Annotated in this window: 12 protein-coding genes; 5 read left to right on the top strand and 7 right to left on the bottom strand. The window is 64.7% G+C overall.

Annotated features, from left to right (window positions below):
* Positions 1–16: 16 nt before the first annotated feature.
* From C8C98_RS16790 to C8C98_RS16765, 6 genes are all read right to left on the bottom strand, one after another.
* A complete protein-coding gene (locus C8C98_RS16790) occupies positions 17–1807 on the bottom strand; it encodes an acyl-CoA dehydrogenase (protein WP_121455216.1) in 1791 nt (596 codons plus the stop codon).
* 75 nt (positions 1808–1882) lie between these two features.
* Positions 1883–2815, bottom strand: a complete 933-nt coding sequence (locus tag C8C98_RS16785) for an electron transfer flavoprotein subunit alpha/FixB family protein (RefSeq protein WP_121454349.1) — start codon at positions 2813–2815, stop codon at positions 1883–1885.
* Positions 2816–3565, bottom strand: a complete 750-nt coding sequence (locus C8C98_RS16780) for an electron transfer flavoprotein subunit beta/FixA family protein (RefSeq protein ID WP_121454348.1) — start codon at positions 3563–3565, stop codon at positions 2816–2818.
* A 198-nt stretch (positions 3566–3763) separates the two neighbouring features.
* Positions 3764–5122 (bottom strand): mechanosensitive ion channel family protein, encoded by a 1359-nt coding sequence (locus tag C8C98_RS16775; RefSeq protein WP_121456334.1) that lies wholly within the window; start codon positions 5120–5122, stop codon positions 3764–3766.
* Complete coding sequence (locus tag C8C98_RS16770) at positions 5122–5937, bottom strand: enoyl-CoA hydratase (protein WP_370450416.1); 816 nt, start codon at positions 5935–5937, stop codon at positions 5122–5124. Before C8C98_RS16770 ends, C8C98_RS16775 begins: the two co-directional genes overlap by 1 nt.
* Before the next feature lie 29 nt (positions 5938–5966).
* A complete protein-coding gene (locus C8C98_RS16765; protein WP_121455215.1) occupies positions 5967–6872 on the bottom strand; it encodes a histone deacetylase family protein in 906 nt (301 codons plus the stop codon).
* Between the two features lie 101 nt (positions 6873–6973).
* Between C8C98_RS16765 and C8C98_RS16760 the strand changes: the two genes are divergently transcribed.
* The 4 genes from C8C98_RS16760 (at position 6974) to mltB (ending at position 12391) form a co-directional block, all read left to right on the top strand.
* A complete protein-coding gene (locus C8C98_RS16760; protein ID WP_121455214.1) occupies positions 6974–7894 on the top strand; it encodes a MoxR family ATPase in 921 nt (306 codons plus the stop codon).
* Positions 7894–8937, top strand: a complete 1044-nt coding sequence (locus C8C98_RS16755; RefSeq protein WP_121455213.1) for a DUF58 domain-containing protein — start codon at positions 7894–7896, stop codon at positions 8935–8937. Before C8C98_RS16760 ends, C8C98_RS16755 begins: the two co-directional genes overlap by 1 nt.
* A gap of 150 nt (positions 8938–9087) precedes the next feature.
* The gene (locus C8C98_RS16750) at positions 9088–11205 is read left to right on the top strand and encodes a DUF3488 and transglutaminase-like domain-containing protein (RefSeq protein ID WP_121456332.1); all 2118 of its coding nucleotides are present in this window, start codon (positions 9088–9090) and stop codon (positions 11203–11205) included.
* Between the two features lie 97 nt (positions 11206–11302).
* Positions 11303–12391 (top strand): lytic murein transglycosylase B, encoded by a 1089-nt coding sequence (gene mltB, locus C8C98_RS16745; protein WP_121455212.1) that lies wholly within the window; start codon positions 11303–11305, stop codon positions 12389–12391.
* 50 nt (positions 12392–12441) lie between these two features.
* Here mltB and C8C98_RS16740 read toward each other — a convergent pair whose 3' ends face one another.
* Complete coding sequence (locus C8C98_RS16740; protein WP_121456331.1) at positions 12442–13788, bottom strand: branched-chain amino acid ABC transporter substrate-binding protein; 1347 nt, start codon at positions 13786–13788, stop codon at positions 12442–12444.
* Positions 13789–13881: 93 nt separating this feature from the next.
* On the opposite strand from C8C98_RS16740, the gene C8C98_RS16735 reads away from it, so the two are divergent.
* Complete coding sequence (locus C8C98_RS16735; protein ID WP_099740842.1) at positions 13882–14277, top strand: Hsp20/alpha crystallin family protein; 396 nt, start codon at positions 13882–13884, stop codon at positions 14275–14277.
* Positions 14278–14306: the final 29 nt, after the last annotated feature.

Here is a 14306-nt window from a genome sequence, read left to right as displayed (position 1 = left end):
GCCCTTTCAGAACGCGTTAGAACGCTTCCAGTGCCAGCTCGGTCACACTGGGGGCACCTTCCACAATGCTGTCGCGCAGGCCGGGGGCCTTCACCAGAATGTGGTCGGCGTAGAACTGGGCCGTGGTGATTTTTGCGCGCATGAAGGCTTCATCCTGTCCCTTGTGCAACAGGTCCTGCGCCACCAGCAGGCTGCGCGCCAGTTGCCAGCCCGCCACCACATTGCCCGCCAACATCAGGTAGGGCACGCTGCCCGCAAACACGGCGTTGGGCTGGGTCTTGGTGCCACCGGCCACGAAGTCGATCACGTCGAGCAGCGCCTTGCGGGCAGCCGTCAGCCGCTTGGCCACGGCCAAGGCTGCGGGGGTGCCACTGGCCAGCAGCTCGCTTTCAGTCTTCTCGATCTGCGCTGCAATGCCCTTGGCCACCTGGCCGCCATCGCGTGCCGTTTTGCGACCCACCAGGTCGTTGGCCTGGATAGCGGTGGTGCCTTCGTAGATGGTGAGGATCTTGGCGTCGCGGTAGTACTGGGCGGCGCCGGTTTCTTCAATGAAGCCCATGCCGCCGTGCACCTGCACGCCCAGGCTGGTCACTTCCAGGCTGGTCTCGGTGCTGTAGCCCTTGACCAGCGGCACCATGAATTCGTAGAACGCTTGGTTCTGCTTGCGCGTGTCCGCATCAGGGTGGTGGTGCGCGGCGTCGAACGCGGCAGCCGCCACGGTGGCCATGGCGCGGCAGCCTTCCACGGTGGCACGCATCGTCATGAGCATGCGCTTGACGTCGGGGTGGTGAATGATGGCGGCGCTGGCGTTGATGCTGCCGTCCACAGGGCGGCTCTGCACGCGGTCTTTCGCGTACTGCACGGCCTTTTGGTAGGCGCGCTCGGAGATCGCAATGCCCTGCATGCCCACCGCATAACGGGCGGCGTTCATCATGATGAACATGTATTCGAGACCGCGGTTTTCCTGGCCCACCAGGTAGCCCACAGCGCCGCCATGGTCGCCAAACTGCAGCACGGCCGTGGGGCTGGCCTTGATGCCCAGCTTGTGCTCGATGCTCACGCAGTGGGCGTCGTTGCGGTCGCCCAGCGTACCGTCCTTATTCACCATGAATTTGGGCACGACAAAAAGGCTGATGCCCTTGACGCCCTCGGGTGCGCCCTGCACACGGGCCAGCACCAGGTGGATGATGTTCTCGGCCATGTCGTGCTCACCGTAGGTGATGAAGATCTTGGTGCCGAAAATCTTGTACGTGCCGTCGGGCTGGGGTTCGGCGCGCGTGCGCACCAGGGCCAGGTCCGAGCCCGCCTGGGGTTCGGTCAGGTTCATGGTGCCGGTCCACTCGCCGGTCACCAATTTTTCAAGGTACGTGGCCTTGAGCTCATCGCTGCCCGCCGTGAGCAGCGCCTCGATGGCGCCATCGGTCAGCAGCGGGCACAGGGCAAAACTCATGTTGGCGCTGTTGGTCATCTCGATGCAGGCTGCGCCAATGGTCTTGGGCAGGCCCTGACCGCCAAATTCGGCGGGGTGCTGCAGGCCTTGCCAGCCGCCTTCGGCGTACTGGCGAAAGGCTTCCTTGAAACCGGGCGTGGTGGTGACCACACCGGATTGAAAGCTCGATGGATTCCTGTCGCCTTCCCAGTTGAGCGGAGCCAGCACGCCCTCGTTGAACTTGGCGCACTCTTCCAGCACGGCGGAGGCGGTGTCCAGACCTGCGTCTTCAAAGCCAGGGATTTGGGCGATCTGTTCGATGTTGGCCAAGTGCTCGATGGCGAACAGCATGTCCTTGACGGGGGCGGTGTAGCTCATTGTTGTCTCCGAAAAAGCAAAATTTCGTCAAAAAAAAGGCATCGCGAACGATGCCTTTGTGCAAGCCACAGGGCTTTACAGCGCCTTGACCAATTCAGGCACTGCCGTGAACAGGTCGGCTTCCAGGCCGTAGTCGGCCACGCTGAAGATCGGAGCTTCTGGGTCCTTGTTGATCGCCACGATCACCTTGGAGTCCTTCATGCCAGCCAAGTGCTGGATCGCGCCCGAGATGCCCGCTGCGATGTACAGCTGCGGCGCCACGATCTTGCCGGTCTGGCCCACTTGCAAATCGTTGGGGGCATAGCCCGCATCCACCGCTGCTCGGCTGGCACCAATGGCGGCGCCCAGCTTGTCGGCCAAGGGGGTGATGACTTCGTTGAACTTTTCTGCGCTGCCCAGCGCGCGGCCACCGGAGACGATGATCTTGGCGGCGGTGAGTTCAGGGCGGTCGTTCTTGGCGATTTCGCTGCCCACGTAGCTGCTCTTGCCGGCATCGGCGGCTGCAGCGGCGGTTTCAACGGCGGCGCTGCCACCCGTGGCGGCTGCGGCGTCAAAGCCGGTGGTACGCACAGTGATGACCTTCACGCTGTCGCTGCTTTGCACGGTGGCAATGGCGTTGCCAGCGTAGATGGGGCGCTCGAAGGTGTCTTGGCTCACCACCTTGGTGATGTCGCTGATCTGGGCGACGTCGAGCTTGGCGGCCACGCGGGGGGCCACGTTCTTGCCGCTGGCGGTGGCTGCAAAGAGGATGTGGCTGTAGTTGCCTGCAATGGCCAGCACCTGGGCTGCCACGTTTTCGGCCAAGCCGTGGGCCAGGCTGGCGGCATCGGCGTGGATGACTTTGGCGACGCCTGCGATCTGGGCGGCTGCTTGTGCAGCGGCGCCAGCGTTGTGGCCAGCCACCAGCACGTGCACATCGCCACCGCAGGCCACAGCGGCCGTGACGGTGTTCAGCGTGGCGCCCTTGATGGACGCGTTGTCGTGTTCAGCAATAACGAGTACCGACATTTAGATCACCTTCGCTTCGTTCTTGAGTTTCTCGACCAGGGCGGCGACGTCGGCCACTTTCACGCCAGCGCCGCGCTTGGCGGGTTCGGTCACCTTGAGGGTCTTCAGGCGCGGGGTCACGTCCACTCCGAGGTCTTCGGGCTTGACGGTGTCCAGCTGCTTTTTCTTGGCCTTCATGATGTTGGGCAAGGTGACGTAGCGAGGCTCGTTCAGGCGCAGGTCGGTGGTGATCACTGCGGGCAGGCTCAAGGCCAGGGTCTCGAGGCCGCCGTCGATTTCGCGGGTCACATGGACCTTGTCAGCGGCCAATTCGACCTTGCTGGCGTTGGTGGCCTGGGGCAGGTCGGCCAGGGCCGCCAGCATCTGGCCGGTCTGGTTGGCATCGTCGTCAATGGCTTGCTTGCCCAGGATGATGAGCGAGGGTTGTTCCTTGTCCACCAGGGCCTTGAGCAGTTTGGCCACGGCCAGGGGTTGCAGCTCCACGTCGGTCTCGACCAGGATGGCGCGGTCGGCACCAATGGCCATGGCCGTGCGCAGGGTTTCCTGGCATTGCGCTACGCCGCAGGAGACTGCGATGACTTCGGTCACCAGGCCTTTTTCTTTCAGGCGCACGGCCTCTTCAACGGCGATTTCGTCAAAGGGGTTCATGCTCATCTTCACGTTGGCGATGTCCACACCCGTGTTGTCCGACTTCACGCGGACCTTCACGTTGTAGTCCACCACGCGCTTGACAGGGACCAAGACCTTCATTGCTGCGGCTCCTAGAGAGTTGGTTGAATTGACGTTTACGTAAACCAGATGATTCTATGCCGCACTGCAGCGAACCCCACAAAAGGATGCACTGCTTGCTGCAAATCTTCAAAAAACGAACGACCGTGCTTTTTGTGAATTATAGGCCAGCAATTCACTGGCGCGCAAAGAGTTTGCTGTCACCTGCGACAAGCAGGGTCACTGCCCATGACTTTGGGATGAAGATGCCGCATCGCCCCCCACCAACGCTGCCACCGTGGGGCCGGCCCCAGGCAAGCTGCCCTCTACCTGCACGTGCATGACGCGCTGGGGGAAAGGAATGTCGATATGGTGCGCGCGCAGCGCCGCCAAAATGGCCCGGTTGATGTCTGATCGGAGGCCCAGGGCGCCGTTTTCCGGATCGGCAATCCAGAACCCCACCGTGAACTCCAGACCATCGGCGCCAAAAGCAGACAAGGACGCAGACGGCGCGGGATCACGCAGCACGCGGTTGCTGGCGAGGGCTGATTCGGTCAACAGCTGTATCACCAGATCCACATCGCTGTCATAGGCTACGCTCACCACGGTGGACAGCCACACGCGCGGGTCGGCCAGAGACAGATTTTCCACCCGCTGGGTGATCAGCATCTCGTTGGGCACAATGGATTCGCGCCCTGCCGCAGACCGCACCACGGTGTAACGCGCATTGATGTTGGTAATGCGGCCTTCAAAGTTGTCTACGCGCACGTTGTCGCCAATGCGCATGCTGCGCTCGGTCAGGATGACAAAGCCGCTGACATAGTTGGCCGCCAGCTTCTGCAGCCCCAGGCCAATGCCCACGCCCACGGCGCCCCCGAGCACTGACAAGGCCGTGAGATCAATCCCCACCGCCGACATGGCCACGATGAGGCCAAAGAAAATCATCACCGCCCGCAGCGCGTTGCTGACGGCCTTGCGCAGCGACAACTCTGCCCCCGTGGCCGAGCGCAGCAAGCGCGACTCAATCGCAGCCGACACCCACAGCGTCAGCAGCAGCACCGCCGCCGCAGTCAACGCTCCTTCCACCATGGTGCGCAGGCTGAGGTTCACACTGCCCACCTTCCAGTGGATCTGCTCCATCTCGCCCAGCACCAGAGGCAACAGGCCCGTGACCCAAAGCACCATGGCCAACCACGCCAGCCAGGAGATGGAGCGCTCAATCGGCTTGACCCACTGGGACTGCGGGAAAGCGACTTGCAGCACCTTAGCCCCAATGCGAATCACAACCAGCGACACCAGCACAGGAATCGCCACTTTGAACACGGCCATCGGTACCCAATTGAGGAGCACGACGCGCGCCACGTAGCCCAATGCCAGCAAAGCGATAGGGAACAGCGCCCCATCCACCACCTTGCGACCAAACAGAATGGAGCGATGTCCTTCCTGCTTAAGCCCACGGCGCAGCAACGCCACCACACCCCAGGCCAGCCCCACACACACCAGCAGGCTGGCCAGCTCAATCAACACCGTGGGCGCTGCAAAGGCGCGCAGCCACTGCCCCACATCGTCCAGCATGGGGGTATCTACAGAGCCTGCCATCAGCGCTTCCACTCCGGTGTGCGTTTCTCGGCAAAGGCCCGCGCGCCTTCCTGGGCGGCAGGGTCCATCATGTTGAGCGCCATGGTCTGCCCCGCCAACTGGTAGGCAGCCTCGATACCCAGCTCGCGCTGCTGATACACAAGCGCCTTGCCCATGGCAATGGCAGCGCGGGGCTTCTCCAAAATGGACTGGAGCAGTGTTTCCACCTCGGCATCCAGCGCATCGGCAGGCACCACGCGATTGAGCAGGCCCTGCGCCTGAGCGGTGCGGGCGTCGATGAAGTCTCCGGTGAGCAGCATCTCCATGGCGCGCTTGGCGGGCACATTGCGCACCAGCGGCACACTGGGCGTAGCGCAAAACAGGCCGTAGTGGATCCCGCTGGTGGCAAAGCTGGCGTCTTCCGCGGCCACCGCCAGATCACACTGCGCCACCAGTTGGCAGCCAGCAGCGGTGGCCATGCCTTGCACCCGCGCAATGACGGGCACAGGCAGCTTGTGGATGGAGAGCATCATGCGGCTGCACTGCGCAAACAGCTTTTGGTACCACGCCTGGTCCGGGTGGGCGGCCATGTCCTTGAGGTTGTGCCCCGCGCAAAACGCCTTGCCTTGCGCCGCCAGCACCACGGCACGCGCGGACGGGTCCTGGGCCACGGCGTCCAGCGCCTGCTGCAGCTCCACCAGCATGTCCGAGCCCAGGGCATTGAAGCGCCCTGGATCGTTCAAGGTCAGGGTGATCACCCCCCGCTCATCGCGCGCCACCGCCAGGGGCGATTGCGGCGTTTGCAGCGACATTTGCGCCATGTCCAAAACCGTCATCCGTTCAACTACCTTTCACAAAATACAAATCACAGATCCGCCAGCACGCGCAAGTGCGCCTCCACACTGCGGGCCAGCGGCCCCATCACGTAGCCTCCCTCCAAGCACGACACGATGCGGCCCTTGGAGTAACGCCGGGCAATGTCTTTCACACGCTGGGTGATCCACGTGTAGTCCTGCTCGGTCAGGCCCAACTGGCCCATGTCGTCCTCGCGGTGGGCGTCAAAGCCGGCGCTCACAAAAATCATCTCGGGCTTGAACTCTTCGAGCCTCGGGATCCACATCATCTCGATGATCTCCCGAACATCCATGCCGCGCGTGTAGGCCGCCACCGGAACGTTCACCATGTTGGGGGCCGGGTCTACATCGCCGCTGTAAGGATAAAACGGGTGCTGGAAGATGCTGACCATGAGCGCACGCGAATCGCCCGCCAGGATGTCCTCCGTACCATTGCCATGGTGGACATCAAAGTCCACCACCGCCACGCGCTGCAGGTTGTAGCGCTGCAACGCATATTTGGCCGCCACCGCCACGTTGTTGAAGAAGCAAAACCCCATGGCCTTGCTGCGGGTGGCATGGTGGCCCGGGGGGCGCACGGCGCAAAAGGCATTTTCCAGCTCACCCGCCATCACCGCATCGGTGGCGGCCAGTGCAGCGCCTGCGGCGCGCAAGGCGGCTTTCCAGGTGTGGGCATTGATGGAGGTGTCCGTGTCCAGCTGCGAGTAGTTGGGCCCGCCCGCCATCAGCTCTTCGTTCAGGCGGTCCGACAGGCCCCGCAGCGCCGCTATGTGCATGCGGTCGTGCGCCAGTTCAATGTCGGCCAGCGCGGCCTCGGGGGCTTCAAACCGCTCCAGCGCATCGCCCACGCCGGTGACCAGCAAGCGGTCTTCAATGGCATCGAGGCGCTCGGGGCATTCGGGGTGACCCGGGCCCATTTCGTGTTTCCAACAGTCCCTGTGCGTGAAATAGCCCGTCTTGCTCACAGTCTTGTCCCCGTGTCTCAGATTTTTCAGAGTTTTTCGGATAACGTTGTGCCATGGATGCACAGCACAAAATCAAATCGCTTTTAGACCAGCTTAACACGGTGATCGTAGGCAAAAAGGCCCAGGTTCAAGACTGCGTGGCCTGCCTGCTGGCCGGGGGCCACCTGCTGATTGAGGACGTGCCCGGCGTGGGCAAGACCACCTTGGCCCACGCGCTGTCGCGCACTTTCGGTCTGCAGTTTTCGCGGGTGCAGTTCACTGCCGATCTGATGCCCAGCGACCTGACGGGCGTGTCGGTGTACGAGCGCGGCAAGGAGGGCTTTGTCTTTCACCCCGGCCCGGTGTTTGCCCAGGTGCTTCTGGCCGACGAAATCAACCGGGCCAGCCCCAAAACGCAAAGTGCCTTGCTCGAAGCCATGGAAGAAAAGCAGGTCTCGGTCGAAGGCGCCACCCGGCCCCTGCCCCACCCCTTTTTCGTGATCGCCACACAGAACCCACTCGACCAGCTTGGCACCTTCGCGCTGCCTGAATCGCAGCTGGACCGGTTTTTGATGCGCATCTCCATCGGCTACCCCGACCGTGCCTCAGAGCGCCTGCTGCTGGCCGGATCAGACCGCCGCGACATGGTGGACACCCTGCCCGCCCTGCTGGACGCCCCCGAGCTCGCCGAGCTGCAACGCCAGGTGCTGGCCGTGCACGCGTCCGATGCCCTGCTGAACTACGTGCAAGACCTGGTGGCCGCCACGCGCTCGGGCCAATGGTTTTTGCAAGGCCTGTCGCCCCGTGCGGGGATTGCCCTCATGCGCGCGGCCAAGGCGCAGGCACTGATCAGTGGGCGCGACTATGTCGCCCCTGACGACGTGCAGGCCGTGCTGCCCCAAACCATCGCGCACCGCCTGGTGCCCGTGGGCGATGCCGGGCGCGGCGCGGTAGAGCAAGTGCGTGCCATGGTCGATGCCACCCCCCTGGCGTGATGGCTGGCACAGCAACCCGCCCCGCTGCCCCAAAGCCGTTGGCAGGCGTTGTCGGGGGCTTCTCGCCCCTGGCGCCGCTGCGTCGGCGCTTTCGCGCCTGGTGGGAGGGGCGCCTCAAGCGCGATGACACCCTCACCCTGACCCAGCGCAACGTCTATATCGTGCCCACCGGGCCAGGATGGATGCTGGCCGTCACCCTGCTGGTGCTGCTGGTGGCGTCCATCAACTTCCAGCTCAACCTGGGCTACCTGTTCACCTTCATGCTGGCAGGCAGTGCCGCTATCGGCATGCACATCTGCCACGCCACGCTGCGCGGGGTGACGTTGCACCTCAAGCCGCCCCAGCCCCAGTTCATGGGCACCAGCGCAGCGCTGGAGGTGCAACTGTCCAGCCCCCGCACCACGCCGCGCTATGGCATTGGCGTGGCTGTGCACGAGCCCGAAGCCCACGCCGAGCACCACTGGGCCTGGACCGATGTGCCCGCCCAGGGCCAGGCCACGGTGCAGGTGGCGTTCCAACCCCAGCGGCGCGGCCTGCACCCGGTGCCAACGCTGACGGCCGAAACGCGCTTTCCCATGGGCACCTTCCGCGTCTGGACCTATTGGCGCCCTGCCTCTCAAATCCTGGTGTACCCCGCCCCCGAGGTGCCCGCCGCGCCCCTGCCCCCCGGTGAGCCCCGCGCCGCAGGCAAAGGCAGCGCCAACAGCCAGGGCATTGGCGAATTTGACGGCGTGCGTGCCTACCGGCGGGGCGACCCGCTCAAACTCGTGGTGTGGAAGAAAGCTGCCAAGTCACTGGGCAGCGGCACCGATGACCTCGTCAGCCGCGACGCCCAGCAAAGCCAGCGCCAAGAGCTGTGGCTGGACGTGAACAAAGCCAACCTGCCCGACCCAGAGGCGCGCATTTCCCGCGTCACTGCCTGGGTGCTGCAGGCCGACCGCCTGGGCCTGGACTATGGCCTGCGCGTGCCAGGGCGTGAGATTGCCCCAGGCAGCGGCGCAGCGCACCGCATGCAGTGCCTGGAAGCCTTGGCGCTGTGCTGACACGCGCCGCCAGCCCCACCGCTTGAATACACCCATAAAAATGCCATCTAGCGCAATCCAATCGAGCGCAAGCAGCTATATTTTCAATAGCAAACCTCCCCCCCCATGGGGGACGGCGCTGATAGCCCCCCCGTGCGGGACGGCCTGCCCATGAGCGCACTGTCTGCCACGGCGCCCCGCGCCACACTGCGCGAAACCCTGGCCCACCTGCCCCGCGAAGCGCGGGACACCTTGTTCCTGCTGGCCGTCATCGCCTGGATCATTGCGCCCCAAGCGCAGTGGCTGCCTGTATGGACCAGCCTGCTGGTGGCCGGCATCCTGCTGTGGCGCAGCTGGCTGGCCTGGTACAGCCGGCCACTGCCCAGCCGCTGGATCACCTCGGGCCTGATAGCGCCTGTGGCGTTTGGCGCCACCATCTTCTCGCACGGCACCTTCGTCGGGCGCGAGGCCGGGGTCACGCTGGTGGTGACCCTGCTGGCCCTCAAGACACTGGAACTGCGCGCCCGCCGCGATGCCCTGGTCATCTTCTTCCTGGGCTTCTTCACCATGGTCAGCAGCTTCTTCAGCTCGCAATCGCTGCTGACCGCGGCCGCCATGCTGGTGGGGCTGCTGGGCATGCTCACCGCGCTGGTCAATGCCCACATGCCCGTCGGGCGCCCACCGCTGCTGCAATCGTTTCGCACCGCGTTCACCATGGCGCTGCTGGGCGCACCCATCATGGCAGCGCTGTTCATGCTGTTCCCCCGCATGGCGCCGCTGTGGGGGGTGCCCAGCGAGCAAACGGTGGGCGGCAGTGGCCTGTCGGGATCGATGAAGGTGGGCAGCATCGCTGAGCTGGCATTGAACGAAGCCGTGGCGTTTCGCCTGCGGTTCGACAACCCGGCGCAAGAGCTGCCACCATCCTCGGCCATGTACTTCCGTGGCCCCGTGCTCGCGGGGTTTGACGGCCGCGAATGGCGGGCCGAGCCTTTTCGCGAAGACAGCGCCTGGGCCGCGCGTGCGGGCCTGCCCGCCAACTTGCAGGTGCAAGGCCCCGCGCTGCGCTACGAAGTGACGCTGGAGCCCCAGAGGCGCCCCTGGCTGATGGTGCTCGAATCCACACCCCAAGCCCCCGACCTGCCTGGCAACCCCACCTACATGACGCAGGATTTGCAGTGGATGGCGGCGCGCCCCATCATGGACGTGGTGCGCTACCGGGCCGAAAGCTACCCCGACTTCCGCCACGGCCCAACCACCGCAGCACGGCAGCTGCGCGAGTTTGTGGCCTTGCCCCCAGGCTTCAACCCCCGCACGCTGGCACTGGCCGCCCAAATGCGCGCAGACCCGGCCCTGGCCAATGGCGACACAGCCGCCCTGGTCAGCGCGGCACTGAACCGACTGCGCACTGGCGGCTACAGCTACACGCTGGAGCCCGGCGTGTATGGCGAGCACACCGCCGACGAGTTCTGGTTTGACCGCAAGGAAGGCTTTTGCGAGCACATTGCATCGGCCTTTGTGGTGCTGATGCGGGCCATGGACGTGCCCGCGCGCATCGTCACAGGCTACCAAGGCGGCGCCATCAACCCGATGGATGGCTACTGGACCGTACGCCAAAGCGATGCCCACGCCTGGGCCGAAGTGTGGATGCCCGAGCGCGGCTGGGTGCGGGTAGACCCGACCGGCGCCGTGGCCCCCGGCCGCGTGGGGGCCTTTGAGCGCCTGGCTGCGCCCCGGGGTGCCTTTGCATCGGCCATGGGCACCATGATCGGCGTGAGCACCCTGCAGCAACTGCGTGCAGCGTGGGAAGCCGTCAACAACCGCTGGAACCAATGGGTGCTGAACTACACCCAAAGCCGCCAGATGGACCTGCTCAAAAAGCTGGGTTTTGAATCGCCCAGCTGGCAAGACCTGACGACGATTTTGGGCGGCCTGCTGGGTGTGGCTGCACTGGGCGGTGCCGCCTGGAGCTGGTGGGAGCGCAGCCAGCACGACCCGTGGCTGCGCCTGCTGGCCCGCACCCGCAAGCGCCTGACCAGCGCCGGGCTACCGCTGCCCGATCACCTGCCACCACGCACCATGGCGCAGAAGGTGCTGGCGCACTGGGGACAAAGCGGCACCCACCCAGGGCACGCCCCTGAATCAGCGCCTGCGCAGCCCATTCAACCCATTGCAGACTGGCTGCTGCGCCTGGAGCAGGTACGCTATGCAGCCCACCCGGCAGAGCAGCTCAGTGCCCTGCAGCGCGAATTCAACGCCCTGCCCTGGCCTGCAGCCCGCAAAGGTCCTTGACAAGGTCCAGGCTCAAAATCTGGCCCCACCCCACCAACGCACCCTTACCCCATTGCGGGCCGACACCGAATCGGCCCTGCCCCTTCAGACCCGTTTCATGCTCAAGACCGTTCTGCTCGCTACATCTTTGATAGCTACTAGCGCAACCCCTGCAAGCGCAAAACCCCAAAAACCTTCACAACCAGCGGCCACACGCAACAGCACGGTGCAGGGCAGCACCCCGTACGCCCAGCGCGAAGACGCCATGCAGTTCGCCGACGACCTGGCCGCCCGGCGCGGGCTGGATCGGGAGTGGGTGCGCCAAGCCGTAGGGCAGGCGCGCTTTCTGGGCGGCGTGCCCAAGCTCATGCTGCCGCCCGCATCGGGCACGGCCAAAAACTGGCGCGTGTACCGCAGTCGGTTCATCGACCCCATCCGCATCCGCGCAGGGGTGCGCTTTTGGCAAGAGCACCGCGAAGCCCTGGCCCGCGCCGAGCAGGAATATGGCGTGCCCGCCGAGATCATCGTCGGCATCATCGGCGTGGAGACCATCTACGGCCAGCAAATGGGCAGCTTCCGCGTGATGGACGCGCTGGCCACACTGGCCTTCGACTTTCCCGCCGCACACCCCCGCGCCAAAGAGCGCACCGAGTTCTTCCGCCGTGAGCTGGAGCAATGGCTGAGCCTGGCCAACCGCACCAACATCGACCCGTTTGAGGTCAAGGGCAGCTACGCAGGCGCCATGGGGCTGGGGCAGTTCATGCCATCGAGCTGGGCGCGGTTTGCAGTGGACTTTGACGGCGACAGCCGCATCGACCTGTTCAAGAGCCCCACGGATGCGATTGGCTCGGTGGCCAACTACTTCAAGGGCCACGGCTGGACCACGGGCATGCCCACGCACTTTGCCGTGCAATTCGACCCCGCCACGCTCAAGCTCGACGAGCTGCTGGCGCCCGACATCCTGCCCACCTTCAGCGCCGCCAGCATGCAAGCCAAGGGGGGCGTGCTGGAGGCTGCAGGCGCCCAGCACACAGGCCCCATGGCACTGGTCGAGCTGCAAAACGGCGGCGATACGCCCACCTACGTGGTGGGCACCGAAAACTTCTACGCCATCACGCGCTACAACTGGTCGAGCTACTACGCCATGGCGGTGATTGAGCTGGGCCGCGAGGTTGCGGCCGCGCGGGCCACCACCACCGCGAAATAGCCCCTGCGGTCCTGGGCGCAGAGACCGCTGAAAGACCGCTGAAAGACCGTTCAGGGCCGCTGCATCTGGCAGCTGTGCGGCTGCTCGGCTTTGGCTGCAGCAATCTGCCGCACCACGCGAAAGCCGTAGCCCGAGCCTTCCACGTCAAACTTCACGCCGGGCGCGCCCTTCTTGTCCATCACGCCCACAGCCAGGGCCTGCTGGAACTGGTGGTCGGCCGCGCGCATGGCGCCGCCCTGCCCAGCAAGCTGCACGTTGGCCTTTTCCATTTGCCGGGCCACGGCCACCACGTCGGTGGTGCCCGCGCGCTCGATCGATTGGGCCAGGGCTTCGACCATCAACTGCATGCGCATGTGCACATAGTCGTCCTGCGGCTTGGGGAAGCGATCGCGGAACGACTGGTAGAACGCCTCGCTTTGCGCACCGGGCACGTTGGGCAGCCAGTCGGCCACGGCCACCACTTTGCCAATGCCTGCGTCGCCCATGGCTGCAGGTGCACCCAAGGCATTGCCGTAGAAGGTGTAGAAGCTGCCGTCAAAGCCCACCTCGCGCGCAGCCTTGACCAGCAGCGTGAGGTCGTTGCCCCAGTTGCCTGTCACCACGGCCTGTGCGCCGCTGGTCTTGATCTTGACGGCATAGGGGGCGAAGTCTTTGACGCGGCCAACCGGGTGCAGCTCGTCGCCCACCACAGTGACATCGGGGCGCTGGGCGGCCAGTTGCTTCTTGGCCTCGCGCAGCACGGCCTGGCCAAAGCTGTAGTCCTGGCCAATGAGGTACACGCTCTTGAGTGCCTTGTCCTCGCGCATCACCTCCATCAACGCGGCCATGCGCATGTCGGCATGTGCGTCAAAGCGGAAATGCCAGAAGCTGCACTTTTCGTTGGTAAGGATCGGGTCTACCGCCGAGTAGTTCAAGAACAGCACGCGCTTGCTGGGTTCGCGCTCGTTGTGTTTGTTGATGGCCTCGATCAGCACCGCCGCCGTGGCCGACGAATTGCCCTGCAAGATGACCTGCGCGCCATCGTCAATGGCGGCGCGCAGGGCCGACAGTGCCTCTTCGTTTTGGCCCTTGCTGTCGTAGCGCTCCAGCGTCAGGGGGCGCTTGCCGCCGGCGGCGGCAGGCAGCGTGACACCACCGCGCGCATTCACGCGCTCCATGGCCCAGTACACGTTGCGAAACACAGCCTCGCCGGTGTTCGCAAAAGCGCCCGAAAGGCTTTCAATCAAGGCCACTTTGATGGGCTTGCCTGCGGGCACAGCGGCCGTGGACGCAGCACTTTGGGCCCAGCCCGATGCCACGGGCGCAAGGCCCAGAACCGCAGCACCGGCCACCGTGCAAGCGGCCTGAAATAGTGCTGCGCGGCCCCATTTCAAGCCCGCAGTTTGCAATTTATTCATGCTCATTTTTCCCTTGAAATCCCGTGGATGCGTACACACCTCCTGTGCATGCGGCGACCACCCCGAGAGCCGCGCAGTGTATAGGAGTACCCCATGATCTTCGCCCCCGTGATCCGCCGCGCCGCCTTCAACCCCACCCCACGCGCCGCCGACCTGGCCTTGCAACGTTTTCTCATGGGCAGCCTGGGCGCCACCGCTGCGGCTCAGCCCACCACAGCAGGCTGCACCGTGACGCAGGACGAGAAAAGCACCACGCTGCAGCTGGATGTGCCGGGCCTCTCACGCGAGCAGCTGAACATCACCATCGAAGGCAATGTGGTGAAGCTGCAAAGCGCCGAAGGCGCCCCCCGCCAGGTGCAGCGCGCCTGGGAACTGGCCCAAGACATTGACGCAGCTGCCAGCACGGCCAAGCTGGAAAACGGCGTGCTCACCCTGACACTGGTGCGCGTGGAGCCCGTGAGTAAAGCCACTTCGCTGACCATCCACTGAAGCATCTCTGGGGTACCGCGCCCTGCACG

The sequence above is a fragment of the Acidovorax sp. 106 genome (genome assembly GCF_003663825.1).
Classification (GTDB): Bacteria; Pseudomonadota; Gammaproteobacteria; order Burkholderiales; family Burkholderiaceae_C; genus Acidovorax.
This window is presented reverse-complemented; position numbering and strand designations above follow the sequence as displayed.

Excerpts from the sequence above, each read along its gene's own strand:
- C8C98_RS16785 (WP_121454349.1), bottom strand. The coding sequence starts at position 2,815 with ATGTCGGTACTCGTTATTGCTGAACACGACAACGCGTCCATCAAGGGC.
- C8C98_RS16755 (WP_121455213.1), top strand. The coding sequence starts at position 7,894 with ATGGCTGGCACAGCAACCCGCCCCGCTGCCCCAAAGCCGTTGGCAGGC.
- C8C98_RS16765 (WP_121455215.1), bottom strand. The coding sequence starts at position 6,872 with ATGGGCCCGGGTCACCCCGAATGCCCCGAGCGCCTCGATGCCATTGAA.
- C8C98_RS16740 (WP_121456331.1), bottom strand. The coding sequence starts at position 13,788 with ATGAATAAATTGCAAACTGCGGGCTTGAAATGGGGCCGCGCAGCACTA.
- C8C98_RS16780 (WP_121454348.1), bottom strand. The coding sequence starts at position 3,565 with ATGAAGGTCTTGGTCCCTGTCAAGCGCGTGGTGGACTACAACGTGAAG.
- C8C98_RS16750 (WP_121456332.1), top strand. The coding sequence starts at position 9,088 with ATGAGCGCACTGTCTGCCACGGCGCCCCGCGCCACACTGCGCGAAACC.
- mltB (WP_121455212.1), top strand. The coding sequence starts at position 11,303 with ATGCTCAAGACCGTTCTGCTCGCTACATCTTTGATAGCTACTAGCGCA.
- C8C98_RS16760 (WP_121455214.1), top strand. The coding sequence starts at position 6,974 with ATGGATGCACAGCACAAAATCAAATCGCTTTTAGACCAGCTTAACACG.
- C8C98_RS16790 (WP_121455216.1), bottom strand. The coding sequence starts at position 1,807 with ATGAGCTACACCGCCCCCGTCAAGGACATGCTGTTCGCCATCGAGCAC.
- C8C98_RS16735 (WP_099740842.1), top strand. The coding sequence starts at position 13,882 with ATGATCTTCGCCCCCGTGATCCGCCGCGCCGCCTTCAACCCCACCCCA.
- C8C98_RS16775 (WP_121456334.1), bottom strand. The coding sequence starts at position 5,122 with ATGGCAGGCTCTGTAGATACCCCCATGCTGGACGATGTGGGGCAGTGG.
- C8C98_RS16770 (WP_370450416.1), bottom strand. The coding sequence starts at position 5,937 with ATGACGGTTTTGGACATGGCGCAAATGTCGCTGCAAACGCCGCAATCG.